Origin of the sequence: Shewanella sp. SM87 (genome assembly GCF_025653705.1) — a bacterium.
Taxonomy (GTDB): domain Bacteria; phylum Pseudomonadota; class Gammaproteobacteria; order Enterobacterales; family Shewanellaceae; genus Shewanella; species Shewanella oncorhynchi.
The window spans coordinates 55408-82320 of the sequence record NZ_JAKKSC010000014.1; the positions used below are offsets into that span (position 1 = coordinate 55408).

Genomic DNA, 26913 nt, shown 5'->3' on the forward strand with positions numbered 1-26913 from the left:
CATGAGTGAGCAAAAATTAGCGTTAAACGAATACCTAAAGACCGACAGTGATTACCTGCGAGGGACCATCAAAGAAGGTTTAGATTCTTCTGTGACTGGCAGTTTCAGTGACGGCGATCAGCAGCTGATCAAATTTCATGGCTTCTACCAGCAGGATGACCGCGATTTACGTAACGAACGTAAAGAGCAAAAACTCGAACCTTTATATAGTTTTATGTTGCGCGCCCGTGTACCCGGTGGTATTTGTTCTCCGCAGCAATGGTTAGGCGTAGACAAAATTGCTTCGACGCTCACCAGCTCGAACAGCATTCGTTTGACGACCCGTCAAACCTTCCAATACCACGGTATTCCTAAGCGTAACTTGAAGACCATTATTCAAGACTTAGATCGCGAAGCGCTGGATTCGATTGCTGCCTGTGGTGACGTTAACCGTAACGTGATGTGTAACCCCAATCCGATGGAATCGAAACTGCACGAGCAGGCCTATGCAGTGGCGAAACAACTGTCTGATCATCTATTACCCCACACTCGCGCCTACGCCGAAATTTGGTTAGATGAAGAAAAGTTACTCTCAACCGAAGATGAAACCGTCGAACCTGTGTATGGCAAAACCTATCTGCCACGTAAATTTAAAATGGCGGTAGCGGTTCCTCCCGATAACGATGTTGACGTTTACACTAACGATTTAGGCTTTATTGCTGTTGCCGAAAATGGCGAGTTGGTTGGCTTTAATTTAACGGCTGGCGGCGGCATGGGCTCGACCCATGGCGAAGTGGAAACCTTTCCACGCCTAGCAGACGACTTTGGTTTTATCAAAACTGAAGACGTGATGAAATTTGCCGAAGCTGTCATGACAGTGCAACGTGACTGGGGCAATCGCTCTAATCGTAAGCGCTCGCGCCTTAAATACACAATCGTTGACCACGGCTATGAGAAATTTAAAGCCGAAGTTGAACTGCGTGCTGGGGTGAAGTTTGAACCTAAGCGTGAGGTAGTGATTGGCGATCGCGGCGATCGTTATGGTTGGGTCGAAGGTGTTGATGGTAAGTGGCATTTAACCCTATTTATCGAAAGCGGTCGTATTAAAGATTTACCAGGCCAAACCCTGCAAACGGGGCTGCGTGAAATCGCTAAGATCCACAAGGGCGATTTCCGCATGACCTCGAATCAAAACATGATCATCGCAGGCGTCGCAGCGGAAGATAAAGCCACGATTGAAGGTTTAGCCCGTAAACATGGTCTGCTGGGCCAAGTGTTGACGCAAACTCGCGGTCACTCGATTGCCTGTGTGGCGTTGCCGACGTGTCCATTAGCGATGGCGGAAGCCGAGCGTTATTTCCCTGAGTTTATCGATCATATCGATGCGCTACAGGCAAAACACGGCATCAGCGAGCAAGCGATTGTGGTGCGTATGACGGGTTGTCCAAACGGTTGTGCCCGCCCATTTGCCGCTGAAATTGGTCTTGTGGGTAAGGCGCCGGGTCGTTATAACTTGTACTTAGGTGCAAGCTTTGAAGGGACTCGTCTGAACAAGATGCACAGAGAAAATATCCAAGAGGCGGACATTCTCGCCGAATTGGATGCCCTGTTTGGCCGCTACGCCGTTGAGCGTGATGCTGGCGAAACCTTCGGTAACTTCACCGTCCGCGTGGGCGTAGTGAAGGCGGTGATCGATGCCGCTAAGGATTTTCATGGCTGATATTGAGCAAAAAACCAGTGATAAAGTGCCGACTGTGGTCAGCGCTGCCGAACTCAAGGCATTATTGAGTGCGCCTAAGGCAGAGCAAGCGATAGAGCTTGAACGTATTAATCAGTTCTTAGGTGGATTAAGCGCACAAGAGCGAGTGCTATGGGGCTTAACTTATTTGCCCGGTAATCATGCGCTGTCCTCAAGCTTTGGGATCCAAGCCGCTGTAATGCTACATATGATGAGTCAGGCACAGGCGAATATTCCGGTTATTCTCACGGATACGGGTTATTTATTCCCTGAGACTTATCAGTTTATCGACGAGCTGACAGAGCGTTTATCGCTGAATTTAAAAGTGTACCAAGCAGTGATGACATCGGCATGGCAGGAGGCGCGATTTGGTCAGTTGTGGGAGCAAGGGGTAAACGGACTAGAGCAATACAACCGGTTAAACAAAGTTGAGCCTATGCAACGCGCTTTAGCCGAGCTTGAGGTCGGCACTTGGTTTGCAGGGCTTAGACGCAGCCAAGCCAGTACCCGTGAGGCGTTGCCGATACTGGCGATTCATGGCACGCGCTTTAAGCTACTGCCAATTATCGAGTGGTCGAATAAAGATGTTCACCTCTATCTGACGCAATTTGACTTGCCGTACCATCCACTTTGGGACCAAGGCTATGTTTCTGTGGGGGATACCCATTCGAGTAAACCACTCGAATTAGGCATGACAGAGGAAGAAACTCGCTTTAATGGCCTACAACGTGAGTGTGGTCTGCACTACGAAATCTAGTCATTTTATTGATTTTAAATATTAAACGCCTCAACTTAGTTTGGGGCGTTTTTTTATCATTTTAAGATAAGTGGGATTGAATTTAATACTCTGGACTGTCGAGGAAGCTAAGTGATGTCATTTAAGCGTCATTTAACTAAGATAGATTGATATTCATAGAGTTAGTTTGCATTCATTTTTAAATGCTAAAAATGTTGTACATTTTTACTCACAGAGTTATGCACATTGGTTAAGCCTGCGCTATATTTTGAAGTTCCCGTAGATGGTTTTGAAGCGTTTTACTGCGTTAATTGACATAATTCATGTCTTTTATGAGGTTAAGTTGTTGTATATCGGTATTTATGGGCTGGGTTTGCTGTGTATTGATATGGCTTAATTGGATGCAGTGAAAGCGTTGAAAACCTGACTCGCACCTGCGAGTATCAAGCAGTTTGATTGACTTGCTAGCTCTCGTTAATCAGCCATCATTACCTCGGTCAGCTGTCGTCAAAGCTGCCGAGGTCAAGTTAAGTCGACCCCAGTTAATCTCTAATAGTGATTTGTTCTTGTTATGGTTATTTCTCAACCTATCTTTGATTATCGAGTAAGATATCCTTGGTGTTTCCTTTACTCTCGTAGCATGATCAGCTTGCAACTCGCGTAAAGCTTTAGAATATTTTCTGTAAGCCTAGGTTGCCCCAAAGAATCCTTGCAATGGGATGGCTTGACTGGATAGATGAGAAACAAGAAATGAGAGTGTGTGGATGAGATGGTATAAATGACGGCCCCTTTATATGCGATGCGAGATCATGTCAGGCGTCCAAGTGTTAATAAGTCGAGTGACCCAGCACCTCAGAGACGAAAGCGTGGTTTTCGTCGTTTATTGTCTTGGTTATTTAAGGGATTAGTTTGGGCATTTATTTGCTCAATTTTATTAGTGATCCTACTACGATTTGTCGATCCTCCTATGTGGACTTGGCGTATCGAACGTGCCTTATTTCCACCTGCTCCTATCGGTGAGATCAGGCATCAATGGCGCGATTTAGCGCAAATTTCTCCAGAATTACAATTGGCTGTGATTGCTGCGGAAGATCAACGTTTTGTTGAGCATACTGGATTCGATTTAGCCGCGATAAGTTCGGCACTGAAATACAACCAAAAAGGTACCAAAGTCCGCGGGGCAAGTACCTTAAGTCAGCAGGCGGCGAAAAACCTTTTTATGTGGTCGAGTCGCAGTTTCTTTCGTAAGGGATTGGAAGCTTGGTTTACGTTATTGATGGAGTTGACTTGGGATAAGTCGCGTATTCTTGAAGTGTATTTAAATATTGTAGAATTTGGCCCAGGTATTTACGGCGCCGAAGCGGCATCAAAGCATTATTTTGGAAAGTCAGCGGCAAAACTTACCCAATACGAGGCCTCATTACTCGCAGCCATTTTACCCAATCCTTGGCGCTATAAGGTGTCTCCACCGTCATCCTATGTGCAGCAGCGCTCAGCTTGGATCCGTAAGCAAATGCGCCAGCTAGGTGACGTCACGCTTAAAAAAGTCCACGAAGCACGATGACGCTCTGGTGAGGCAGTTTGAGTGAGATGAGCTTAATTTGTCATTGGGTTCTTTGCTTAATCGTCGATGACTTTGAGATGTTTTATTACCGAATTGAAATAAGATTGGAATCATGTTGAATAAACGTTAGTTCTAATACGTTTTTAATGCTGCGAACTCCTATCCTGTTCGCTTCTGTGTCGGTTTAATGTTAAATTATCGGGAAAATTTTATACCTTAGTTTCGCTTAGCCTAAGCATTTTAAACTGGGTTTGTATTGCGTAGGGCTGAGTCGTTGCGTTTTCTGATTTTGCATTATCTGCGTAAGGGATATGTAAGAGCGGATAAATATTTAAATACCTAAGGTGAGTTCTTTAGGTATTGTTTTCATAAAATTGAATGTCATTAAATGGAGTTTCTTAAATGAAAAAGATTGTGATTGCCGCGGCAATTATTGCAGCAGGTGCTGGTGGTTATTGGTATATGCAGAATGGCGCGGGTTCTAGTGCCTCTGCTAATCCTTTGCTCGACTATGTGCCTGCCGATACGCCGATATTTTCGGGCCAGTTAAAACCCTTCCCGTTAAAAGCGTATTTACAGTCTATTTCTGGAAATTATCAGCAATATCCAAGTAACACGCTTGATGAACTCGGTGTGCAGGATAGCCCTATGGGCAAGTTCTTCGTTAGCATTTATCAGCAGTATATGGATGGGATGAAAGATCCTGCCTTACTGTTAAAAACCTTCGGTTTCCCCGATGAAGTTAAACCTTATATTTATACTTTAGGTGCTTTGCCAGTATTAAAGATTGATGTTAATCAGGCTGAAGCATTTTGGGCTGTATTAGATAAAGCCGAAAAAGACAGTGGTGTAACCCACGAAATGCGTAAAGTGGGCGATGTTGATTATCGCGCTTATGCACTATCGGATGAAAGCTCAGAAGAGAAAGCTGAACTGCTATTTGCCCAGAAAGATGGCATATTAACGATGACTTTCAGTACCTCTATTACCGAGCCTGAGTTATTAGAAATGGCATTTGGTATTAAGAAGGCGCCGCAGTCATTAGCCGCTTCTGGCATATTAGAAGATATTATTAAGACCCATGGTTTTAAAGATGACAGCATTAGCTTTATTAATCATGTGGAAATTGTAAAGGCATTGACCTCTGCAGATAGCAATATGCTAGCTAAGCAACTGACTCAATTTTTTGCTGATGAAAGTGCGGGTGAAGATCCATTAGCTCAAATCAGAACACCAGAATGTCGTACCGAACTGACTGCGATTGCCGCTAACTGGTCGCGTACTGTTGCTGGTTTAACGGCGTTTTCTGTGACGGAAAAAGAAAGCCATATGGCGGCTTCATTTGTTGTCGAAACGAAGAATCAACCTATTCTTGCGGCAATGCAAAAGATGCGTGGTTTTATTCCATCGCATCTGGCGGATATCGACAGCACTATCTTCTCCATGGGAATAGGTCTAGATATCAATGAAATTACCCCTTCATTAACGGCTATTTGGGATGATCTGCAAAAGCCACAACTGACCTGTGCACCATTGGCAGAGTTGCAGGCTGAGTTGAGCCAACAGAGCCCAGCTATGCTAGGCATGTTTACTGGCATGGCGAACGGTGTGAAAGGCATGAGCGTTTCATTGCTCGATTTTAAAATGAGCACACAAGATCAAGAGCCTAAGTTAGAAAGCTTAGATGCGTTAGTCAGCCTTAGCGCCGAAAACCCATCCATGTTGTTCAATATGGTCAAACCTTTCGCCCCTATGCTGGCTGAAGTGCAATTAGCCGATAACGGCGATGCTACTGATTTATCTCCAATATTGATGTTGCCTCCAGAGTTAGGTGTTAAGCCAATGCTGGCGATTAAAGGCCAACATTTAGTGGTGTATAGCGGTGATAAAGGCTTGGCTTTAGCCAACAAATTAGCAGGCGAGAAACTGTCAGCTAATGGCATGTACAGCTTGTCTGCTGATTACGGCAAGATGTTTACGCCAGTGCTTACACTGTTAGAAATGAGCGGTGAGCCGATCCCTGAAGAAATGCAAATGCTTAAAGATTACAACATGCGAGTTCAAATGAGCTTTGATGTGAATAAGCAAGGCTTGGTCATAGGTTCAGTCGCCAATTCTAAAGCGACTGAAAAGAAGTAATGCGTTAGTAAACTCATATTTGCTTAAAAAGAGCCAGCAGATTGCTGGCTCTTTTTTTGGCTTAATTTAGCTTAGCTTGAGCCAACTTAGTGTGCTGTGCTGGCAGTACAAGTTGCGCTTTGGGCTTGGCGGAGCGCATTAAACTAACGAGCCCTTGCCATTGAATATCACTGTTCTGAGGGAGCAAAATATCCGGTTCAGTCCCGACACCCGACAGGAGTCTCCCTTGTGCATCATAGGTTAACGAACTGCTGAATCTTATGTTTAATCCACTGTTTGGCAGTTTGAAATGATACTGACGTGCAAAGTCACCTGAGGTTTTTTCACCAATCAAATTTGCCCTAGACCAAGATTTAGTACGATAGGCAATCCACTCGCATTCTTGGCGACAATGGGGACTCACGAGTAGCGCTAAGCGATTTCGCCCTTCAGGAACCACCGCAGGCTTAGTGCGAACATACCAAGGGCTGAATTTCTCTTTATCGACAGAGGGTAAGTTACGGGTGAGAGATTTGAGCCTAGGAGGACTGTACTCTAACGCATCCAGAGGCATAAAATTGAGCGGCTGTAGATAATCATTTCTCAGCTCTGGTGAGCGGCGATAGTGCGCAAATCCCATCACATTAGGTGCTAAAGTGTTATTTAAATCCGCATCTTGATATCGCGACAGCATAGTCAATAATTTCGGACTAAAGCCACTGGCATCACGTAAATCAATGATCAGTAATGGATGTGTCATGCCTTTGAGCAGTTCTTGCTGTTGTTCTTTATCTAATTCAAAGGCGTAGAGATCGCTGATCTTAAGTTTGACCGTCGTATTGTTGACCGTCTCTAATTGATTTGGCATGTCTTGAAATTCGGTGCGCTCAAATTGAGATAATTGGTTAATAAATTCGAGCACATTAATATCTTGAGTCTCGTCTTTTTCACTGATAGTTGCTAATTGAGTTTGTGGGTTATGGCTTGGCAGGGCGAGAGTCACCTGCTGGCTTTGCAGGTCATCATTAATTAGCGTAATGACTACATAGGGCTTTATGCTGAGTCCTAAGTCTTCGCGCAGTAGGTTAAGTTTTTTCAGCCAAGGTAACTGCATTTCTTGGCTCTGTTTTGCCGGCTCAGGTAAGTAGGCTTGGCTGGTCGCTACCCATTTGCTCATAGGTAAACCATCGATATGAGTGATAAAGGGGAAGTCGTTGTTGACTGGATTATTATCGTTATCCAAGGCTAACCATTGGTCGTTGACTGGCCTTAGCGTTAACGGGAGATCGCCGCTTTGATCGTCGAAGTTATGCACTTGAGCGCCTGGATCTTTGAGGGTATTGAGTAATTTAGTGACTTCAGCAGCAAAGCGATCATTGGGAGTAATATCTTGATACTGTTCAACAATAAGGCTAGCCATAAATTTAAGCTGCGGGTTGGCTTTGTCGGCCGTTAAGGCATAAAACGCTGAGTGTTGCTCGATTTGATCCAATAAGGCATAGAGATCTTGGCGTACCTCTTGTGCATTCAGCACTGGTGCAGCGCTATCTTTTGGCACAGCGAAAAACGCGAGCTTAAGTAAGCTCGCGAAAATAATGACACTGAGTAGCATGACTATGCTGCGGTAGCTAAAACTCATATTCCTCCATGATGTTAAGGCGCTGCTTCAGGGCACAAAAAGGTGTGCGACTATCGGCTTAAATGCCATTCGGATCAATGTAAATCGTCCTGCTCTGCCCTAAACTCAGGTCCATCTGAGCAATTTAGCAGCAGGTTTGGTAGATTAGCAGCAAATTATGGTCGATTTTTGTACTTAGTCACTTTATATACCCAAACAATCTTAAATAGCGGGATCAAGTGGGTAATCTTTCTTAAAGAATATCGTTGAGTGAAATTCCGATACCAATACGTTGATTGTGATAGTTGTAATCGATTAGGCTTTCGCCATAACCATTAAAGTATTGAGTATAAAAGCGTAAGTTGCCGACGATAGGATGACTCCAAGTCAGTTCTGCTGAGCCTCTGTCGATATCTTCTAGATTCGTTTTAACGGTTAAAGTGAATCTATGTTCATCGATACCATAAACGCCAATAAACTCTGCTTTACCTATATAGTCATCAATATTAGGGTTATCGTCGCCGCTGGCTTTATATGGATCTGTTTTTTCATCTTCAGGAATACGCCACCACACTTTGGTGGAGAAGGCGAGTGGGCCTGCATCAAAAATCATAGTGGCATAGAGTCGATTCCAACTGCGGGAAAGTGGCCCTGCTTTACCATTCGATTGATGTACGGCACCAAATCCCCAAAAGGAATTGGTCACACTGCCAATTTTCCAATCGTTATTAAACAGCATAAAGACTTCAGGCTCGTGATTGGTTTCCCTAAAAGGCGATGAAGTGTCTTTGTTATAAACCTGCCAATAGGATTGATTGGTGTAAGCAAAAAATAAATGGCCATTATCACCAAACACATTGTACCAAATAGGAAATTTAAAACTGATTTGAAACTTAGCCTCAAACTCATCTAAAGAATAGGGGTTGAGTATTGCATCTTCGGTGAAAGGTGCCATGTTGGGATCTGGGCTGTAGGTGACTGGTAAAAGGTAATTCACTTTATGTGGCGTAATCACAAAAGGTAGATCCGCCGTGGCAAGTTCATCTTTTACTCTTCCTTTGACTAATGATTCTTCGGCATTTATGTCCGTACAGGCTAATAGCCCTGCCAATGCAATACCTGAGTAAAGTGGTTTCATCTGCCCTCCTTGATGTGTTTATTTATTTGTCAGTCGTACTCAACAAAGATAGTTATTTCCAGCTTAACATTAGAAAGTGAATTTATGGTTATGGAAAAATCCTGTGTCACTTAATGACAAATCTTGTAGTCAGCCATTTTTAGTCCCATAGAGACATGTTTAGGTAGAATTTTTGGCAATAACATAGTGCCAAAATCATGCACTTAGCGGACAGAAATTATTTTGATGCAATTCGCTTAATCTTATTAAGTCATTTTTATTTCAATGGGTTAACCTGGATTTAGGGCATTTTTGATTTTGAAACCTAAGGTTTTCCCCACTTTAAGTGAGTGGTCACTTATTCTTTTATATCTAAATGATATAAAAACTAATAATTATCTATTTATTATGGAATATAAGACGCGCTATATTTCTACAGACTAAAGTGATCTTGGGGATTCTGATGGAAATTTTCTCTTTACCGGGCCAAGCGGCCAAAGGCAAAGTCTGGCTGGTGGGTGCAGGTCCCGGCGACGTTGAGCTATTGACGTTAAAGGCATGGCGCATCCTTAAAACTGCTGATGCAGTGCTATACGACGCTTTAGTCAGCCAAGATATCCTCGATCTTATTCCCAAAGACGCTGAGAAGATTGCCGTAGGTAAACGTGCGGGCAAGCATAGCGCCGCACAGGACGAGATTAATCAGTTACTCGTCACTAAAGCCTACACCCGTAAAAATGTGGTGCGCCTTAAAGGTGGCGATCCTTTTATTTTTGGCCGCGGGGGCGAAGAGTTACAAACCTTAGTTGAAGCTGGGGTTGAGTTTGAAGTCGTTCCCGGCATTACCGCTGCCAGCGGCACGTCAGCCTATGCGGGAATTCCCCTAACCCACAGAGATCATGCCCAAGGCGTCACTTTTATCACTGGCCATTGTCAGTTAGAGAGTCGCCCTATGGATTGGCAAGGTTATGCTAATCCTAACAATACTTTAGTTGTGTATATGGGGATTCTGAACGCAGGCATTATTCGCCAAGGTTTAGTCGATGCGGGCCGAAGCCCTGAAACACCCGTGGCGATAGTGTCAAAGGCAACTACTAAAGAGCAACGTCGTTTTATCGGCTGTTTAGGTGAGCTTGAACAGCTTGCCGCCGATCCAGAATTACAAATGCCAGCTTTGATGATCATAGGTGAAGTCGTCACGCTGAGTGACACCTTGCATTGGTTCAAACCTGAAGCGATTGAATCGACTCAGGTCAGCGATGAACAGACTCAATCGGTTAGAGTCTCGGGCGCGTCGATAAGCTAAGCCGCAAACAGTTAAAGCTATTAAGCAGTTAAACAAATTAAGCTAATCCATGCTGTGGTAACACGGCGAATTTAAGGTAACGGAGAATAGTATGGCCGGGCGTGAATTAAGCCACTTACAACAACTGGAAGCCGAGAGCATCCAGATCATTCGTGAAGTTGCAGCCGAATTCGATAATCCTGTGATGTTGTATTCCATCGGGAAAGATTCTTCCGTTATGTTGCACTTAGCGCGTAAAGCCTTTTATCCAGGCAAGATCCCATTCCCGCTGCTGCATGTCGATACAGGTTGGAAATTCAAAGAGATGATCGCGTTTCGTGATGCGCAGGCAAAGAAATTTGGCTTCGAGTTACTGACGCACATTAACCCAGAAGGGTTGGCGCAGGGGATTAACCCCTTCGACCATGGCAGTGCGAAACACACTGACATAATGAAAACCCAAGGTTTAAAGCAAGCACTTAACCAATATGGTTTCGATGCGGCTTTCGGTGGGGCTCGCCGCGATGAAGAAAAATCTCGCGCCAAAGAGCGCGTGTATTCCTTCCGCGACCGTCACCACAGATGGGACCCTAAAAACCAACGTCCAGAATTATGGCGCACCTATAACGGCGCAGTGAACAAGGGCGAAAGTATTCGCGTGTTCCCACTATCTAACTGGACTGAACTGGATATTTGGCAATATATTTATCAAGAAAACATTGAGTTAGTGCCTTTGTATTTTGCCGCTAAACGTAAAGTGGTTGAGCGCGGTGGTCAGTTAATCATGGCCGATGACGAGCGGATGAAGTTAGCCGAGGGCGAGCAGATTAAAGAAGAAGTGGTGCGTTTTAGAACCTTAGGTTGCTACCCACTCACGGCCGCCATGTATTCTGAGGCCGACAGTCTAGAAAAGATTATTGAAGAAATGCTGTTAACCCGTTCGAGCGAACGTCAGGGCCGATTGATCGACTCAGATCAAAGTGCCTCGATGGAGCAGAAGAAGCGTCAAGGCTACTTCTAATATCTTCAGGGTTAAGCCTATTTCGCGAAGGTGGCGCTAGTCAGTGCGACCTTCAGCCAAGCAGATCAAGAGTGAGAATAAGATGGACAAAGCGGTCAATAAAACCAATCTCATGGCGGCAGAAATTACCCTCCATGGTGTGAAAGAATATCTAGCCCTGCAGCAGCACAAAGGTTTACTGCGCTTTTTAACCTGTGGCAGTGTGGATGACGGCAAAAGCACTTTAATTGGCCGCCTGTTACACGACAGCGCGCAGATCTATGAAGACCAATTGGCGAGCCTTAAGAGCGACAGCGCCAAGATGGGCACCACAGGTGAAGCGATTGACTTAGCTTTGCTGGTGGATGGTCTGCAAGCCGAACGCGAGCAGGGCATCACTATCGATGTGGCTTACCGTTATTTTTCAAGTGATAAGCGCAAGTTCATCATCGCCGATACGCCAGGGCATGAGCAGTACACTCGCAATATGGCGACAGGTGCATCGACCTGTGATTTAGCGGTGATTTTAGTCGATGCCCGCTACGGCGTGCAGACTCAGACTAAGCGCCATGCGTTTATCGCGTCATTACTCGGTATTCGTCACTTTGTGGTTGCCGTGAATAAGATGGATTTGCTGGGGTTTGATGAGCAAGTATTCAATCGTATTCGTGCCGATTTTACGGATTTCGTTAAAGATTTCGGTAATCTCGATATCCACTTTGTGCCCTTATCCGCGCTTAATGGTGACAACGTGGTTGAGCGCAGTACCCAAAGTGACTGGTATCAAGGTGGAACACTGCTTGAACTGCTAGAAACCATTGATACTCAACGCGAACTCAGTGCATTGCCCGTGCGTTTCCCTGTGCAATATGTGTCGCGTCCTCACTTAGATTTTCGCGGTTTTGCGGGCACGTTAGCCTCTGGCATCATCAAGGTCGGCGACGAGTTAGTCGCGTTGCCATCGGGTAAATGCAGCAAGGTTGAACGTATTGTCACCTTCGATGGTGATCTAGAGGAAGCGGTTGCAGGCCAGGCTGTGACTATCACGCTGGAAGATGAAATTGATATTTCCCGTGGCGATTTACTGGCAAAACCCGACTCAGCTCCCGCCGTCGCTAACCTGATCAGCGCTGATATAGTGTGGATGGATGAAAAGCCATTACAACTCGGTCAGTTATACGACATCAAAGTGGCCGGTAAGAAGACGCAAGCCTCTGTAACAGCTATCGATTATGTGGTTGATGTTAACACCTTAGCGCGCAGTGCGACGGACACGCTTGGGTTAAACGCGATTGCGCGTGTGACCTTAGAACTGACCGAAGACATAGTATTTGATGCCTATTCGTTAGTACGCGATACCGGCGGAATGATCTTAATCGACCGTCTTACTAATGCGACGGTTGCCGCGGTGATGGTGGTGTCGGGTCAACATATTAACAAGCAAACAGCGTCACAATTTAGTGCCTTTGAAGTCGAGTTTAATGCCTTAGTGCGTAAACACTTCCCCCATTGGCAAGCGATAGATATCACTCAGCTTGGAGCTTAATTTGTGAGTGACTTGTGGCAATTAGCGATTATTTTGATAGGGCTTGTGGCTGGCTTAATTAGCGGCCGTATCAACCCAGCGGTATTGTTTTTATTTGCATTTTTGCTCTGTTATCTCTTGGGCATGGTTGCGCTCGATACCGCATTAACAAGCTTTACCAATATTGGCTTAGTCACACTTGTCCTGTTGGTGTTGGCCGCGACGGCGTTAGAAAAAACGTCCCTGCTGGGAAAGTTGAGTCAAGTCATAGGCAATAGTTCTTTGCCTATGACAATGGCAAAGCTCGGTTTTTCGACGGCTTTGCTGTCGTCATTTACCAATAACACTGCAGTTGTAGCATCACTGATTGGTGTTGTGCGCCGCAATCAGGCACACGCGCCGGCTAAGTTATTATTGCCGTTAAATTATGCGGCAATTTTAGGTGGCACACTGACCCTGATTGGTACCTCGACCAACTTGATTGTGAACTCCTTTGTAGAAAACGCCGGCTTACCCGCCTTAGGGTTCTTCGAGTTTACGCCAGTTGCAGTGGTGATCGTTGTCGCGGGTATATTGTTACTGACCTTACTGGCGAACATTCTGCCCGACAGACGGGAAGAGTCAGGTGAAGAAGCGCTGCCATATTTGCTCGAAGCCCATGTGGCGAAAGGTTCGTCCTTGGTCGGTCGCAGTGTGGTGGATAATAAACTTAGGGCGCTGAAAAAGTTATATCTGGTTGAATTAGAACGCAGTGGCATTTGTATTTGCCCTGTGCCGCCCCAGTTAGTGTTGCAAGCGGACGACGTGCTGCGCTTCAGTGGCGCGGTGGAATCGGTTGAGTTATTGCACCAATTCGATGGTTTAGATTGGTTTGGTAAACATCAAGCCAAAGGACAAAATTTAGTTGAAGCTGTACTCGCACCGTCATCCAGTTTAGTGGGCAGTTCGTTGAAAGCATCGCGTTTTCGTGAGCAATTTGATGCGGCTGTGATGGCCATTCGCCGCGGAAATCATCCGCTGAAGGGCGGACTCGGTGACATTATTCTGCAACCCGGTGATGTGTTGTTATTGACGCCAGGTGATGGTTTTAGCAATAGCGCAAAGCTGAGTTCAGAGTTTGCAGCGATCAGTGGCTTAGATTTGAATGTGCGTCTAGACAGTCGTCGTGGTCGTTGGGTATTGCTGGGCTTTGCGGCAACGATCATCCTGAGTGTCACTGGCATATTACCCTTGGCTAAAGGTTTAGTGATATTGCTGCTCAGTTATTTTGCCATAGGCGCAGTCACACTGGCTGAGCTTAAACGCCGTTTCCCATTGGAATTAGTGGTGATCGTGGGGAGTGCGTTAGGGCTTGCCAACTTGATGATGAGTACTGGCCTTGCGAACAGTTTAGCCCAAGGATTACTCTCAGTTATTAACGGTTATGGGGTATTTGGCGCTTTTGTCGGCGTGTATTTAATGACCTTATTGCTGACTGAACTGGTGACCAATAACGCAGCGGCGGCGCTGGCGTTCCCTATCGCTTACGCGATTGCGCTTAATTACGGTGTCGATGCAAGGCCCTTTATTATGGCCGTTGTCTTTGGTGCCAGCGCGAGCTTTATTTCACCCTACGGCTATCAGACCAATTTGATGGTATTTAATGCGGGTAATTATCGCTTCAGTGACTTTGTCCGCCTTGGATTGCCGTTATCTGTGCTGTATTCCCTGATAGTGATATTTATGGTGCCGATCATCTTTCCATTTTAGTGATTAGCTTGAGTTTATTGCCCTTATGTTAGTGGTTAGTCAACATGGGGATTGAGGAGTTTTTATGACAAATATCGTGTGGCATCAACATCCTGTAGACCAAGCCGCGAGAGCCGAGCAGAAAGGTCAAAACCCAGTGCTACTTTGGTTTACCGGACTTTCTGGCGCGGGCAAGTCAACACTGGCGGGTGCATTAGAGCGGGCGTTATTTGAGGCGGGATTCCACACTTATTTGCTCGATGGCGATAATGTGCGCCACGGCCTGTGTAAAGATTTAGGGTTTACGGTTGAAGACCGTGATGAGAACCTGCGTCGTGTGGGCGAAGTGGCTAAATTGATGGTGGATGCGGGGCTTGTGGTGTTATCGGCCTTTATTTCCCCGACCCGTGAAGAACGTGATGGTATTCGTGCCCGTTTTCCTGCCGGGCAGTTTATTGAAGTGCATGTAGCTACGCCTTTGAGCGTGTGCGAGCAGCGTGACCCTAAGGGGTTATATGTGAAAGCGCGCAGTGGCGAAATTAGCAATTTCACTGGTATTTCATCACCCTATGAAGCGCCATTAGCCGCCGAATTAACCATAGATACCAGCAAAGGCGATTTAGTGACTCAAGTGCGTGCATTAATCGATTATTTAACGGCGATCAATGTCATTAATGCCGATAAGGCAAAAGCGCTAGCTTAACATTTAGCCCTTATCTTGCTTAAAAGGAGCCTTTAGGCTCCTTTATTATTTCTGGGTTTTACTGCTTATACCATTGATTCATAATTTTTTATGGCGTGAGCATTATTCTATTTTAAAGTCTTTAGCAAACAAGAGCTGTAGAGCCTTCAAGTATTCTTGATCTGGCTTAGGCTGTACTAGTTGGGCGAGTTCATCACCAATCGGTGTTAAGCGATAATAGCTAAAAAGCAGATTACCGCTCTTGGGCGTAAGCTTCATTTGTATGCCTTGCAGGGCAAATTGAATTGGTGTTTTGTTATTGAGTAGGCCGGTTTCGAACTCACTGCTGTGAAGTATTCCCGCATCGACTAAGGTCAAAATACTGGAATAAGGTAGCCCAAACTGGGATAAGCCTAAATTGACTGAGGTGGTTTTACGGAAATACTGGCCAATCCCACCTGACAAGCGGTAGCCACTGATGAGTTTTAGGCGCTGCTCGTTATTTACCTTCGCCGCCATGCCAAGGGCTTTTTCAAGAATTTGTGCTTCCCTGTGAGTCAGTTGCTTGAGCAGCGCTAGGGTACGTAGACTGAAGTTTCCCGGATTCACTATCTCGCTCGACAATATCCGAGCCCATAAATCTTGCATCTTGCGGTTATGGATTTGTTCCGCCATCAAGAAAAATTGATGGCTCCAATCGGGATCAAGATCGACCCCAGTGACATCTGAGTGGGTATAACTGAGGGCTAAGGCAAAAATGGTTTCCACATTGGCCTGATATTCGCTCGATAACTTGCGTGCTCTATGTTGAGCTCGCTCGGCTATTGAGGCGTTCGCAGGGCGATATTCTTGCTCACTGGCGAGCCCTAATTGGCGACCGAGTAGCAGGGCTTTTTTGCGAGCGGATACCTCGGATGCTGACTCGCCTTCTTCTGCCAACAGTAAAATATCTGAATCCTTCATCGCGTTATTAATCCTTGAGCCTGCACTGTGGTTGAGGTGAGGGTTTAGTGAACTCTTACATTCGGTTGTAGCTTACTTTAGATGATCATCTCTTTAGTTTAGCATCTCGTTAAGCCAATTATTTGGTTCGTTATTATGCTGTTTTATTTAACGACTTTAGCAATTGATGTCGCACTTTTAGTTGGCCAAGACCATAAGGTTTCATTACCCGGTTCAGGATGGCGCGGCACATTCAGCGCTAGTATTAACGAACATACGGCAAAGCCCGCCCCTATGTAAAATACAAAGGCAGGATCGGTTAACCATAATAAGCCCAAAAGCACAGGAATAATCACAGCGGCTATGTGGTTTATGGTGAAACTGACCGACATAGTGGCGGCAATGTCTTTGCTGTCGGCGATTTTTTGAAAATAGGTTTTCATCGCAATTGCCATCGCAAAAAGTAAATGATCGATGACGTAGAGTGCTGCCGCCATATTGGCTTGTTCGACTAGGGCATAGCTGATAAAGACTAAGATGAGTCCAATATATTCCACAGTAAGCGCATTACGCTCACCAATACGTCCAATCAAACGACCAATAGCAGGCGCAAACAGTAGATTAACGGCATAGTTGATTAAGAACAGCGCAGTGATTTCACTGACGCTATAACCAAACTTTTCAACCATCATAAAGCCCGCAAATACCATAAAGATTTGCCGCCTCGCACCTGAAAAAAAGGTGAGCAAGTAATAGAGCCAATAGCGTTTACGCAGTATGATTTTTTTGTGTTGTATTTCCGTTGTCTCAAACTTGGGGTAATACCATGTTATGGTTAGTACAATGATGAGACCTAATACGCCTATAATCAAATACATATGCAGGTAGTCTAGCTTCAACCAAGTCATTACTAGCCAAATACTGGCATAACCGACTAAAGCAGCCGCCGAACGCCACGCCAGTGCTTTCCCCATAAATCCAGCCGCGTCTTTTTTTTCGACCCATTGCAGCGTTAGCGATTGGTTGATGGTTTCAAAATAGTGAAACCCGACAGACATCAGCACAGTCGTAAGATATAGGCCTATGACCTGAGGAAAGAAACCTGTTACCGCTACGCCGATACATAAAATGGCGAGCGAGAGTAGGGCGAAGGCTTGTTCTCGAATGAGCAGTAGCACAAAAATCGCCGTAAAAGCCAAGAAGCCGGGGATTTCGCGCAGGCTTTGTAACATGCCGATTTCAGCACCAGTGAATTGGGCTTTCTCAATCACGAAGTTGTTGAGTAATGCCTGCCAAACGGCAAACACGAGCGACATAACAAAGGTCATCCACAGCAAGAGTGCTTTAGGATCTTTTGCTTGAATAGCTTTCATGGATAAGGGACTCAGGCGATAAGTGTTCAAATGCTAATGCTTTTTTCTTAGGTTGGCTATATAAGGTGTGACTTATCCCTTTCAATTTTGTAACAATGTTTAGGCGAATTAACTCTCTAGGTTACAAAGACGCTAAAGCGAGAATATACCTAAGGCGTTATTTTTGTGAGGCAGTTAAAACAACCGCATATACTTGGGGTGTTTGGCGCTAAGCCCGTGATCTATTTCATGTAAATTGGCGGGTAAATCACCTAGTATGAAATATCTTAATTGTCATTTTACTTTTGCATACCAAGTTAAATTCCACTGGAATGCCAATGACTCTGAGTGTCCATTGCTACTTTTAGCGCATTTAGTCTGAGCGTTGTGATGTCATTTGATATGCCGAACGGGCATAGAGAGTCGAAATTAAGTCGCCTGCACCGTCTTTTCTAGGCCGCTTATTGTTATTTTGCTTGGGATTAATCGAGGCTAAATTGAAAAGAATTCTTATCATTTACTCTAGTGTTCACGGCCAGACCCAAAAGATTGCTAAAAAGCTCGCACAGCAGTTAATGGCTTTGGGGAATGAAGTGGTTACTGCCGATATCAAGGCCGCTCCAGTGCTCACTGAGTTCGACAAAATCATCATAGGCGCCAGTATTCGCCATGGTAAACATAACCCAAGTTTGTACGAGTTTATTGAAAAGCATCAAGCCGTATTGACGGATAAGGTCAGTGGTTTTTTCTCTGTCAGCTTAGTGGCACGTAAACCCGAGAAAAACACCCCAGAGACCAATCCTTACATGCAGGCATTTTTAAGTAAAACCACTTGGCGGCCACAATTGCTGCGCGTTTTTGGGGGTAACTTGAATTACCAAGGCTATAACGCTTTAGATAGAAATATTATCCGTTTCATCATGTGGTTAACGAAAGGACCTACGGACCCTGTTACCAATGTTGAATACACGGATTGGCAGAAAGTGACTGAGTTTGGTGAGCAGATCCACAACGCTTAAGCTTGATATCAAATTTCGGTGCTTCATTTAGCCCTATTCTATTCGCGCCCTGAAAGCGGTATGTATGCCTTAGTCACAAGGGCAAAGGAGCATTAAATATGATCAGTATGATGACTAAACTTCGCTCCTTATGCCGAGTCATTATGGCGCAACTGCATGTGTGGATTGTCGTGTCGACGAGCCTACTCGTGTGTGCCAGTCCGTGGATTTTTATGGGCCGACGGATACCCGATAACGCCAGTTTTTGGGATTATTTGCATGTATATTTAGGTTTAGCGTGCACTGTGCTTGGGATTCTTTTTTTACTCAGTAATACCTTGCGTGGCAAGTGGCACCAATACTTTGGCTGGTTGGCGGGCGATTGGGCACAGTTAAAGCAAGATATTGTTGGACTTGCTAAAGGCAAATTCCCCGTCGCTGGTGGCAAAGGGCTGTTTAGTGCCATAGAAGGTATCGGCATGCTGTTGCTAGTGGCTACAGGGGTTACGGGCCTCGTTTGGTTTATCGTTCAAGGGACGCCAACGGCACTGACATGGCGTGGTTATCATCAAGTCTTTGCGCAGGCTTTTATTGGTTTCTTGGTCCTACATCTCGTCTTGGCTGCGAGCCATATTCTTGATTTTATTCGGCAATAAACTGCAGAACCCATATTGAGCGCTTATATCGATAGCTTGGATTGAACACGCATAAAAATGGCCTCCTAATTTGGAGGCCATTTTTTATTTCAACGATTGTTTTAAATTAGCTAAGACGTTGCTGACGGGTCACACCAATTGCGGCGGCGAAGACTAGAAATAACCAGCCTAGACTGCCACCCGATGAGGTTTTAGCGGGGGCGGCATCTTTCTCAACAGCAAGGTAGTTAATTAACCCAATTAACTCATCTAAGGTTTTGATACTGTTTAAATTTACCGCATATTTATCGTTCACGATAAAGGCGGGTACGCTGTCGATTTTGAATTCATTCTGCTGGGTGCGCCACAGGGAAAGCTTTTCATTAGTGCTTTTGCTATCGGCTAATTCATCGTATTTAGCAGCATCGACACCCAATTGGGCGAAGACTTTTTTGATGTCATCACGGCTGTTAATTTGCGGCTCGTGCTGATGGCCAGGTGCACTATGATCGTGGCCGTTTGCGCCCTCTGCACCTTGGATTGCGGTAAACATGGCATGGGTTAAGGCGTCTTTGTTATCAACGCTTTGGATCACGGCTAATGAACGCATCACTTCGGTGCCAATGTCGCTATTCATAAAGTCGACATGCTTATTGTCGAAACTTATCTGTTTGTTGAGGTTCGCCTTGATATCAGGCAAATAGTTGGTTTCCATATTGAAGCAGTTATGGCAATAAAATGAATAGAATTCAGTGAGTTTTGGTTCGCTGCTAGGCGCTTTGGTCGAGATTTGAGTGTAATGTGTGCCTTCAACAAAATTGGCGGCAAAGGTGCTCAATGGTGCAATCGCTAAGGTTACAGCCAAGGCTAATTGTTTAATCATAGTTTCCTCAAATTCGGTGGGATTGAATTCACAATGTCAGTCATTGTTATCGTTGACATTCAACGGTCAACATAAGAGATAGAGTGAGCTTCAACCTAGGAGTTAAGCTAGCCAAAATGGCAGCGTTGACACATAGGTTCAGGTTAAATGGAAAGGCTTAATTATGACTGAATTGGCATGAAGCTAGTAGGCTAAATCTGTGATCTCAATGGAAGTTTTACCTTAGATTTGGCAGGACTGTAGACAGGATCGCATCGCTAAGTCGGTGCATGTTGATTAAAGCCCAGTTCTGCATCATCACAGGCTAAATTCTTACGCAATATCCCTAAGCGACTGCCAAGCTTCGCACACCTCGCGAAAACGCGCCGCATCGCCATCGGGCCTGTCTGGGTGCCATTTGAGCGCTAAACGACGCCATTGCTTGCGGATATCACGGGCGGTAGCACTCTCGTCTAATTCGAAAACTCGCAGCGCGTTACCTTTGTTCATCAGATTGATATTTAAGCCAATATAGCTCTTATAATTGCTCCAGAATGCCTCAAGTAATTCTCGTACTACGTTTTCGCTGGTGTCGTAGTTATTCCAATCGAGGTAATACTCACGCAGGGAAGTATCTTGCATTATCAGCAGGTTAACGTTTGATGGTACTAGGCGGAAGATTTGAATTTCCATGGCTTTGACTTGTAGCCATTGCTTGGGTAGTAATATTTCCTGTAGTTCAAACAGGGCGTTCATCAGTAGGAAGTTACGTTTGAATAAATCGTTACCCGGATTTTCATCAAGCTGGTGGATCAGCCCTTGGGTTTGTAATTCAGTGGCTAAGTGATGGATTTTCCAACTTTGATTTGAGGCTTGTAAAACCGTAAGCAACGGCCAGATCAGTGGGTTATCGCCCTTAGTGTTTGCAACTCGAATCGATTGAGATTCTTCAGTGAGTGAGGGTTTGGCAAATAACATACTGACTGTCCCATCCTAAATTGTGAGTGTTACCAATGCGCTGATAAAACCGCTGTGCTGCAACAAAGATGACTCGAAAGGCGACGATAAATGATCATTCACTAAGTTGAGCCGCAAACTATGCCACAGAGCCAAAGTGTAGGCAAAGATGAATTTTAGAGCAATACCGTGATGGTTTACTCCTACTTTAGATGGTTTCTCGGCGTAAATAAGCCGTTAACAGCAGTGAGGTTTTAGGGGAAGGCAGTTAAGAGATGGCTAGTTTTAGACATGATGCCCTTGTTTATATCACATAAAATCAAGGGCATGATTATTTTCACATAGAGTGAAGGACTAGATCTCGGTGAAGATCACTTCTTGATCTAAGCGAGATTTAGGCAATTTAGCGTTGAAATCATTTTCTGAGTGATAACCCAAGGCTACAACCACGCAGGCACCTAGACCTTGCTCTCTTAAGCCTAGGACTTGATTCATTTTAGTGGCATCAAAACCTTCGATCGGACACGCATCAATATCTAATACACTTGCACCGAGCATTAAAGTGCCAAGCGCTAAGTAGACTTGTTTTTCCATCCAATGCTGGGCATCTTTCAGCTCAAATTTATGCATATTAGCGAAGAAAGAGCGGCCATTATGTTGGCCTTGCTTGGCTTCTTCATTAGCAAAACGGCCATCCTTCGCTTCTTGCTCGAGTACTTGCAGTAAGTGTGCTTCATCTAATTGAGCACGAGCACAGAGTACGAGTACATGGGAAGCATCGAGAATTTTTTGGGTATTAAACGCATAGTTTTCGGTCGCTTGGGCAACTAACGCTTTACCTTCCGCCGTACTCGCTAACACAAAATGCCAAGGCTGTGAGTTAGTCGATGATGGGCTGTACTGCAATAAGGTTTTGATTTCTGCTATTTTATCCGCAGGAATCGTCTTAGTTGGATCAAAGGCCTTAGTGGTGTAGCGCTTTTTGGCGAAGAAACTTAAATCACTCATGTAACGGCTCCAAATCATTAAGGAATACAAATTTAATGGCAGCATTTTAAGCAGGTTTAAGTAAAAAACAATGTGATCAAGGCAGGTATTAGTTTCAAAAAAAATTTGAAACTGGGTGCTTATGCACACTAGACAAAGCTTATGTGTGATGGAGTCGATGGCATGAAGTTTCAGACAATCCCAATTATGCGGATCTTTGATGAAGATAAAGCCAAAGAGTTTTACCTTGGCTTTCTGGGAATGGAATTAGATTGGGAACATCGCTTTGAGGATGGCTACCCGATTTATATACAAGTTTCACTTGGCAATTTTGTTTTGCACTTGAGTGAACATTCAGGCGACTGTACTCCTGGCTGTAAGATTTTTGTGAATGTGAGTGAACTTGATCAATTATTTGCTCATGTGACTTCTAAGCCATATAAATACAACAAACCTAGTATTGAAGATGCGCCTTGGGGCGATCGTTGCTTTACTGTAACAGATCCGTTTTCAAACAGGATTTTGTTTAATGAAGCAGCAGACACATAACAGAGTGAGGCATTCGAGACCCGCGGCATTCACAAGTTTACGCGCATGGGCACTGCGTTATGCTCTCAGGAGAAAAAATGAGTTCAGTTGAATTGTGGAAAAGCTTTGTTGACGAGTTTGCTCAGTTACATGATGGAGTATTTGAAAAATGGGTCTTGCAAGAAGGGAGCTATCCAAACAGGCAGGAAAATTCAGAAATAAATGAGTTCTTAAAGTCACTAACTGTCCAGCAAAGAGAGATTCTCGTCAAGATGCTTATTAATGCTAGACGTGGTGGTATTCATGATGCCTTAGTACGACTTAATGACAGAATGGACTGCGAAAATGGTCAGTATTACGAAAACGGCATTGAGATGGAATTTCAGCCCTTTGGTTCCACCCTTTACTATGACTATGTTTGTCGCCGAGAAGGGGATAATTGGGAGCAAGAATAGGTATTATCGGAATATCTTGCTTCCAATGGACACCCTGAGAAGCTGAATAGTTTCAGTTACTTAACAAGGTAATCGCTGGTTGAAGGCAAACCAAAAGTGCATTATGTTGTTGGTTTAAAATGGATGGCTTGATTTATTATTCGCTAACGCGGATCCGCTTATACCCAACGTTATGTGTAAGGGAATCTTAATGATCGAAAGACCCAAAGTAATAAACCTCACAGAAGCCAGAACGATTCGCAAAGTCCATTGCGGAGAGTGTAACTGGGAGCAGGAAATAGCTGCTATCACTGAAGCTGAGATAAAATGTTGCCCTTGGTGCGGCTGGAGCGATCTGGAAATAAGTACTTTAAAAGCAGAAGGTGGCTTCCAAGAAATAGAATGTCAAAAGCACGGTAGAGTTACGGTTCTACTACCTAGCTCCAATATTGATCCACTAGACTTCATGAACAACTTATTTTGTCCATTCTGTGAGTAACACATAACAATGCAAACCAGCCTGATGGCTTTTTCGTTCTTTGTTTTGCTACGCTACCGCAAAACAATCCACTACAAAGCAGCTGTTTGTGGCTTATGCGTGAAAATAGATCGGATATATAAATGGAAAAAGTATTAATAGATATTAGGTACTACGCTAGCGACTCCCTATATGAGACAGGTAAGAGTCTACCTTCGAGTTGTTCTAGATTTTTCAAATTTCCTAAGCTGCTTCATTATTGGGGTGCTCGTATAGCCACAATACTTGGTGAAAATGGATTATCCCTCGGAGAATTCGATCACCTATATGTAAACTACACAAATGCTATTCCAGAAGGCACGATGGTTTTTTCCGATAGAACACCAGAAAAGTGGCTTAGGTATATAGACTGTGGTGTAAATTTTGAGAAATTAAAATCATCAAATGAGTCCGAACTTGAACAATTTGTAATTCGCAGTACCTTTGAGTGTCTTGAGCACCTTTGTAAGTTGAGCATAGAAAAAACCGAAAAAATCAAGCTTGCTTCAAACGAGGTGGAAAGATTTGGTTCTGCGGTCGAGCTTCCGGTTAAGGCAAAACATACTAAGTCATATTCGGTTTTGGTTTCATATAAATTGCGCCCAAATGGCGAAGCATCTCATGGGCTTGTAAAATACATTAACCACAAAACAGGTGCTACTTTCACTAAAAGGTTTGTTGATCTTAAGGGACCATCGGATATATTTCCTCTGGTCGGTACAATTTCAGTAAAAGATGGAAAAGTCCTGATCAAGCCGAGGGCATCATTTAAAGCTAGCCTTTACACAAATTCATATCAGATTCCAATGGAGATTGATTTAAGTGAAGCGGCAAGCGCATAACAAGGCGCTGCTAGGGACAAATCTGCGCTGCGCTTCGGTTTGTTCTAGATCGCAGCGTTAATCCATAGAAAATTTAATCCGAAAATCATAGATTAGAGCAAGAATTCTAACCCATTTATATTTACTAGCTTTTTACGTATATATAGCAAAACTGGTAGTTAAAATTGGCATTGGGGCACCAGTGACCGTTGGCGACATGGATGTCGCCGTCGAGCCTATAAGGACATATTCACGGCGTGTCGCTGGAGACACAATGACAATAAACTCCCTGAACAGATAAACGGCTATTTAGCTTTTGTTCAATACCTATTAATTCAAAGGCATAATTTTTATGGCGTTGTGAAAGATGATTATATCCTGACTTGTCTAATTTAGTCTTTGTCATAAACGTTGAATGTTGGGATCCTAATTTGAATCCTTCGCTCACTGCACGTACTTATAAAGGTCATGACAGTGAGCGTGAGTGACAGGACTTAAGCCGCTTAAGCTAGCGTAATACTTTGCTTAAAAACGCTTGGGTACGGGCTTCTTTCGGGTGGCTAAATAGCTCATCTGGCGGACTAGATTCGACTACATAACCACCGTCCATAAAGATCACTCGATCGGATACATCGCGCGCAAAGCCCATTTCGTGGGTGACAATGACCATGGTCATGCCCTTTAGCGCTAAATCTTTCATCACGTCTAATACATCACCGACCATTTCAGGATCGAGTGCCGATGTTGGCTCATCGAACAGCATCAAGTCTGGTTCCATGGCCAATGCGCGGGCAATGGCGACCCTTTGCTTTTGGCCGCCTGATAAACTGGCGGGGTAGGCATTGGCTTTGTCACTTAAACCAACCTGTGCCAGTAGGTCGAGGGCTTTGGTCTCGGCCTGAGCTGGCGTCATCAGTTTTAGACTAATGGGCGCTAAGGTGATGTTTTGGATGACGGTTTTATGGGGGAACAGGTTAAAGTTTTGAAACACCATGCCCACTTTTTGCCGCAGTTTATCTACGCAGGCGTTTGGCGCTGTGATCAATTGACCTTCAATCTCGATATCGCCTTGGCTTGGCTGCTCTAACAGATTAATACAGCGCAAAAAGGTACTCTTGCCACTGCCGCTTGGACCGATCACGCTCACTACTTCGCCCTGACGAATATGCTCGCTAATGCCCTTGAGCACTTGGTTATCGCCGAAGTTTTTATGCAGGTTGGTTATTTTAATCACTTTGTTTCAACCTCTTTTCAAATTTCGACAGCACAAATGTGAAGCTGTAGGTCAGGAATAGGTAAATAAGGGCGCAGGTAAATAAGGGCACACTGTCCTCGAAGGTACGGCTACGGATGATTTCACCGGCGCGCATAAGGTCAACACCACCGATAAAGCCAATGACGGCGGTTTCCTTGAGGAGCACGATAAATTCATTACCAAGTGCGGGCAGAATATTCTTAATCGCTTGGGGCAGAATAATCGACTTCATGGTCATTGCTTGGGACAAGCCAAGTGAACGGGCCGCTTCGGTTTGACCTTTATCAACGGCTTGAATCCCTGCGCGGATTATCTCAGAAATATACGCGCCGCTATTGAGACCAAAAGCGATAATGGCGGCAGTGATCTTATCGACATCTAAGGCAGAAAGCACGATGAAGTAAAGGATCACTAATTGCACAACTACTGGGGTGCCACGGATCACACCGACATAAAGATTGGCGGGGAAGCGGATATACCACTTAGACGACATCTTCATAAAGGTGGTGCCAATGCCTAACACTGCGCCTAATAACATGGCGAAGAAAGTGACGATTAACGTCACTTTCAAACCATTTAATATCAGCAGTATGCCTATCATGCCATCTTTGCCAATCGGGCTAAACAGCGAGGTATTAATTGCGTCTATCATGCTGATATCACTTTATATGGGCAGAAACTAGCGTCTGATATTGGCCGTCGGCTTTCATGTTAGCCAGTGTTTTATTGATGCTCGCCAGCAGTTCAGGCTGCTCTTTTGACACGGCGAAACCATAAAACTCAGCAGGAAAATCCAGTTTAATCATCTTTAATTCAGGATTTTTAGCCAGATAGTTAGCGGCAGGTTCGCTGTCGAATAATACTAAATCCACCTTGGCATTTTTAAGCTCCATAATGGCTTCGAAACCCGTATTAAAGGCGGTGATATTTTGGGTGTATTTCTTCGACATGATGTCAGCGGTTGTGCCTAACTGCACCGCAAAGTGTTTGCCTTTAATATCTTCAAGCGTATGAATACTATCGTTATCTTTGTTGACGAGTACGACTTGAGTCGCTTCGTAGTAAGGCTCAGAGAAGTTTACGTTTGCTTGACGTTCAGCGGTAATCGTCATACCTGAGGCGATAAAATCAATCTTGCCTGAATTAAGCGCGACGATCAGTGAATCGAACTTCATGTTTTCGACTTTGAGCGTCTTGCCCGCATCTTTAGCGATTTGCTTGGCCAGATCGATATCAAAGCCTTTGATTTCATCGCCACTTTGGCCGCCAACATATTCAAAAGGAGGGAAGGCGGCATTGGTGCCAACGACTAACACGTCATCGCTTTTTCCGCATCCAGCTAACAACAAGGTGGCAGTTAAGGTCAGGCCGCCTAATAACATGGACTTTTTCATTTAAGACTCTCTTGTTCGATTTCACTATCAGTGTGGCGACTATAGGCAGATGAGCATTAAGTGTCAATAATTATGCTGTTAATTTGATTAAAAATTCATTTCTATTTTGCAGTTTTCAGTCGCAAGATTGAGGGGCGCTGC

At 44.6% G+C, this 26913-nt stretch carries 25 protein-coding genes; 15 read left to right on the top strand and 10 right to left on the bottom strand.

Annotated elements, in window-relative coordinates:
- Window position 1 precedes the first annotated feature (1 nt).
- The 4 genes from cysI (at window position 2) to L5M11_RS12700 (ending at window position 6156) form a co-directional block, all read left to right on the top strand.
- Window positions 2–1699, top strand: a complete 1698-nt coding sequence (gene cysI / locus L5M11_RS12685; RefSeq protein WP_263192286.1) for an assimilatory sulfite reductase (NADPH) hemoprotein subunit — start codon at window positions 2–4, stop codon at window positions 1697–1699.
- Window positions 1692–2474 carry a phosphoadenylyl-sulfate reductase gene (locus L5M11_RS12690; RefSeq protein ID WP_263192287.1) on the top strand — a complete coding sequence of 261 codons (783 nt, stop codon included), beginning with the start codon at window positions 1692–1694 and terminating at the stop codon, window positions 2472–2474. The genes cysI and L5M11_RS12690 overlap by 8 nt, the downstream gene beginning before the upstream one ends.
- 757 nt (window positions 2475–3231) lie before the next feature.
- Entirely contained in the window at window positions 3232–4017 is a 786-nt protein-coding gene (gene mtgA, locus L5M11_RS12695; RefSeq protein WP_105251581.1) for a monofunctional biosynthetic peptidoglycan transglycosylase, read from the top strand.
- 402 nt (window positions 4018–4419) lie between these two features.
- Window positions 4420–6156, top strand: a complete 1737-nt coding sequence (locus tag L5M11_RS12700; protein WP_263192290.1) for a hypothetical protein — start codon at window positions 4420–4422, stop codon at window positions 6154–6156.
- A 61-nt stretch (window positions 6157–6217) separates the two neighbouring features.
- Here L5M11_RS12700 and L5M11_RS12705 read toward each other — a convergent pair whose 3' ends face one another.
- Window positions 6218–7774 (bottom strand): S41 family peptidase, encoded by a 1557-nt coding sequence (locus L5M11_RS12705; protein ID WP_263192292.1) that lies wholly within the window; start codon window positions 7772–7774, stop codon window positions 6218–6220.
- Window positions 7775–8006: 232 nt separating this feature from the next.
- A complete protein-coding gene (locus tag L5M11_RS12710; protein ID WP_113939007.1) occupies window positions 8007–8891 on the bottom strand; it encodes a phospholipase A in 885 nt (294 codons plus the stop codon).
- A gap of 442 nt (window positions 8892–9333) precedes the next feature.
- Between L5M11_RS12710 and cobA the strand changes: the two genes are divergently transcribed.
- The 5 genes from cobA to cysC all read left to right on the top strand — a co-directional run bounded on the left by cobA (window position 9334) and on the right by cysC (window position 15111).
- Window positions 9334–10176 (top strand): uroporphyrinogen-III C-methyltransferase, encoded by an 843-nt coding sequence (gene cobA, locus L5M11_RS12715; protein ID WP_263185873.1) that lies wholly within the window; start codon window positions 9334–9336, stop codon window positions 10174–10176.
- A gap of 91 nt (window positions 10177–10267) precedes the next feature.
- Complete coding sequence (gene cysD / locus L5M11_RS12720; protein ID WP_105251586.1) at window positions 10268–11176, top strand: sulfate adenylyltransferase subunit CysD; 909 nt, start codon at window positions 10268–10270, stop codon at window positions 11174–11176.
- 82 nt (window positions 11177–11258) lie between these two features.
- Window positions 11259–12701, top strand: a complete 1443-nt coding sequence (gene cysN / locus L5M11_RS12725; protein WP_011788280.1) for a sulfate adenylyltransferase subunit CysN — start codon at window positions 11259–11261, stop codon at window positions 12699–12701.
- Between the two features lie 3 nt (window positions 12702–12704).
- Window positions 12705–14429 (top strand): SLC13 family permease, encoded by a 1725-nt coding sequence (locus tag L5M11_RS12730; RefSeq protein WP_263161563.1) that lies wholly within the window; start codon window positions 12705–12707, stop codon window positions 14427–14429.
- Between the two features lie 64 nt (window positions 14430–14493).
- Window positions 14494–15111 carry an adenylyl-sulfate kinase gene (cysC, locus tag L5M11_RS12735; protein ID WP_105251589.1) on the top strand — a complete coding sequence of 206 codons (618 nt, stop codon included), beginning with the start codon at window positions 14494–14496 and terminating at the stop codon, window positions 15109–15111.
- A gap of 102 nt (window positions 15112–15213) precedes the next feature.
- On the opposite strand, the gene L5M11_RS12740 is transcribed toward cysC, so the two are convergent.
- The gene (locus tag L5M11_RS12740) at window positions 15214–16053 is read right to left on the bottom strand and encodes a TIGR03899 family protein (RefSeq protein WP_028761753.1); all 840 of its coding nucleotides are present in this window, start codon (window positions 16051–16053) and stop codon (window positions 15214–15216) included.
- A 143-nt stretch (window positions 16054–16196) separates the two neighbouring features.
- Complete coding sequence (locus L5M11_RS12745; RefSeq protein ID WP_263161566.1) at window positions 16197–17405, bottom strand: MFS transporter; 1209 nt, start codon at window positions 17403–17405, stop codon at window positions 16197–16199.
- Between the two features lie 476 nt (window positions 17406–17881).
- On the opposite strand from L5M11_RS12745, the gene hemG reads away from it, so the two are divergent.
- Entirely contained in the window at window positions 17882–18403 is a 522-nt protein-coding gene (gene hemG, locus L5M11_RS12750; RefSeq protein WP_113939252.1) for a menaquinone-dependent protoporphyrinogen IX dehydrogenase, read from the top strand.
- 107 nt (window positions 18404–18510) lie between these two features.
- The gene (locus tag L5M11_RS12755) at window positions 18511–19038 is read left to right on the top strand and encodes a cytochrome b/b6 domain-containing protein (protein WP_263161931.1); all 528 of its coding nucleotides are present in this window, start codon (window positions 18511–18513) and stop codon (window positions 19036–19038) included.
- A 106-nt stretch (window positions 19039–19144) separates the two neighbouring features.
- Here the strand turns inward: L5M11_RS12755 and L5M11_RS12760 are convergent, their stop codons facing one another.
- From L5M11_RS12760 to nfsB, 3 genes are all read right to left on the bottom strand, one after another.
- Entirely contained in the window at window positions 19145–19900 is a 756-nt protein-coding gene (locus tag L5M11_RS12760; RefSeq protein ID WP_263161569.1) for a DsbA family protein, read from the bottom strand.
- A gap of 312 nt (window positions 19901–20212) precedes the next feature.
- A complete protein-coding gene (locus L5M11_RS12765) occupies window positions 20213–20857 on the bottom strand; it encodes a DNA-J related domain-containing protein (protein ID WP_131524261.1) in 645 nt (214 codons plus the stop codon).
- A gap of 333 nt (window positions 20858–21190) precedes the next feature.
- A complete protein-coding gene (gene nfsB, locus L5M11_RS12770) occupies window positions 21191–21844 on the bottom strand; it encodes an oxygen-insensitive NAD(P)H nitroreductase (protein WP_219233801.1) in 654 nt (217 codons plus the stop codon).
- Between the two features lie 162 nt (window positions 21845–22006).
- Between nfsB and L5M11_RS12775 the strand changes: the two genes are divergently transcribed.
- From L5M11_RS12775 to L5M11_RS12790, 4 genes are all read left to right on the top strand, one after another.
- Complete coding sequence (locus tag L5M11_RS12775; protein WP_113939000.1) at window positions 22007–22372, top strand: glyoxalase superfamily protein; 366 nt, start codon at window positions 22007–22009, stop codon at window positions 22370–22372.
- A 77-nt stretch (window positions 22373–22449) separates the two neighbouring features.
- A complete protein-coding gene (locus L5M11_RS12780) occupies window positions 22450–22806 on the top strand; it encodes a DUF6547 family protein (RefSeq protein WP_014611206.1) in 357 nt (118 codons plus the stop codon).
- Between the two features lie 190 nt (window positions 22807–22996).
- On the top strand, window positions 22997–23284 hold the full coding sequence (locus L5M11_RS12785) for a hypothetical protein (RefSeq protein WP_105251593.1): 288 nt from the start codon (window positions 22997–22999) through the stop codon (window positions 23282–23284).
- A gap of 122 nt (window positions 23285–23406) precedes the next feature.
- On the top strand, window positions 23407–24144 hold the full coding sequence (locus tag L5M11_RS12790; RefSeq protein WP_263192295.1) for a hypothetical protein: 738 nt from the start codon (window positions 23407–23409) through the stop codon (window positions 24142–24144).
- A gap of 487 nt (window positions 24145–24631) precedes the next feature.
- Here L5M11_RS12790 and L5M11_RS12795 read toward each other — a convergent pair whose 3' ends face one another.
- The 3 genes from L5M11_RS12795 to L5M11_RS12805 are packed head-to-tail and all read right to left on the bottom strand — an operon-like array spanning window position 24632 to window position 26772.
- Window positions 24632–25357: an amino acid ABC transporter ATP-binding protein gene (locus L5M11_RS12795; RefSeq protein ID WP_028761645.1), complete on the bottom strand. Its 726-nt coding sequence runs from the start codon at window positions 25355–25357 to the stop codon at window positions 24632–24634.
- On the bottom strand, window positions 25350–26030 hold the full coding sequence (locus tag L5M11_RS12800) for an amino acid ABC transporter permease (RefSeq protein ID WP_263192297.1): 681 nt from the start codon (window positions 26028–26030) through the stop codon (window positions 25350–25352). Before L5M11_RS12800 ends, L5M11_RS12795 begins: the two co-directional genes overlap by 8 nt.
- Before the next feature lie 7 nt (window positions 26031–26037).
- Window positions 26038–26772 (bottom strand): basic amino acid ABC transporter substrate-binding protein, encoded by a 735-nt coding sequence (locus tag L5M11_RS12805; RefSeq protein ID WP_006085902.1) that lies wholly within the window; start codon window positions 26770–26772, stop codon window positions 26038–26040.
- Between the last annotated feature and the right edge of the window lie 141 nt (window positions 26773–26913).

Coding starts and splice junctions, on each gene's coding strand:
- cysN (WP_011788280.1), top strand. CDS start 11,259: ATGGACAAAGCGGTCAATAAAACCAATCTCATGGCGGCAGAAATTACC.
- cysC (WP_105251589.1), top strand. CDS start 14,494: ATGACAAATATCGTGTGGCATCAACATCCTGTAGACCAAGCCGCGAGA.
- L5M11_RS12780 (WP_014611206.1), top strand. CDS start 22,450: ATGAGTTCAGTTGAATTGTGGAAAAGCTTTGTTGACGAGTTTGCTCAG.
- L5M11_RS12755 (WP_263161931.1), top strand. CDS start 18,511: ATGATGACTAAACTTCGCTCCTTATGCCGAGTCATTATGGCGCAACTG.
- L5M11_RS12690 (WP_263192287.1), top strand. CDS start 1,692: ATGGCTGATATTGAGCAAAAAACCAGTGATAAAGTGCCGACTGTGGTC.
- L5M11_RS12775 (WP_113939000.1), top strand. CDS start 22,007: ATGAAGTTTCAGACAATCCCAATTATGCGGATCTTTGATGAAGATAAA.
- L5M11_RS12705 (WP_263192292.1), bottom strand. CDS start 7,774: ATGAGTTTTAGCTACCGCAGCATAGTCATGCTACTCAGTGTCATTATT.
- mtgA (WP_105251581.1), top strand. CDS start 3,232: ATGACGGCCCCTTTATATGCGATGCGAGATCATGTCAGGCGTCCAAGT.
- nfsB (WP_219233801.1), bottom strand. CDS start 21,844: ATGAGTGATTTAAGTTTCTTCGCCAAAAAGCGCTACACCACTAAGGCC.
- L5M11_RS12700 (WP_263192290.1), top strand. CDS start 4,420: ATGAAAAAGATTGTGATTGCCGCGGCAATTATTGCAGCAGGTGCTGGT.
- L5M11_RS12745 (WP_263161566.1), bottom strand. CDS start 17,405: ATGAAAGCTATTCAAGCAAAAGATCCTAAAGCACTCTTGCTGTGGATG.
- L5M11_RS12800 (WP_263192297.1), bottom strand. CDS start 26,030: ATGATAGACGCAATTAATACCTCGCTGTTTAGCCCGATTGGCAAAGAT.
- L5M11_RS12785 (WP_105251593.1), top strand. CDS start 22,997: ATGATCGAAAGACCCAAAGTAATAAACCTCACAGAAGCCAGAACGATT.
- L5M11_RS12805 (WP_006085902.1), bottom strand. CDS start 26,772: ATGAAAAAGTCCATGTTATTAGGCGGCCTGACCTTAACTGCCACCTTG.
- cobA (WP_263185873.1), top strand. CDS start 9,334: ATGGAAATTTTCTCTTTACCGGGCCAAGCGGCCAAAGGCAAAGTCTGG.
- L5M11_RS12710 (WP_113939007.1), bottom strand. CDS start 8,891: ATGAAACCACTTTACTCAGGTATTGCATTGGCAGGGCTATTAGCCTGT.
- L5M11_RS12790 (WP_263192295.1), top strand. CDS start 23,407: ATGGAAAAAGTATTAATAGATATTAGGTACTACGCTAGCGACTCCCTA.
- cysI (WP_263192286.1), top strand. CDS start 2: ATGAGTGAGCAAAAATTAGCGTTAAACGAATACCTAAAGACCGACAGT.
- L5M11_RS12765 (WP_131524261.1), bottom strand. CDS start 20,857: ATGTTATTTGCCAAACCCTCACTCACTGAAGAATCTCAATCGATTCGA.
- L5M11_RS12760 (WP_263161569.1), bottom strand. CDS start 19,900: ATGATTAAACAATTAGCCTTGGCTGTAACCTTAGCGATTGCACCATTG.
- cysD (WP_105251586.1), top strand. CDS start 10,268: ATGGCCGGGCGTGAATTAAGCCACTTACAACAACTGGAAGCCGAGAGC.
- L5M11_RS12740 (WP_028761753.1), bottom strand. CDS start 16,053: ATGAAGGATTCAGATATTTTACTGTTGGCAGAAGAAGGCGAGTCAGCA.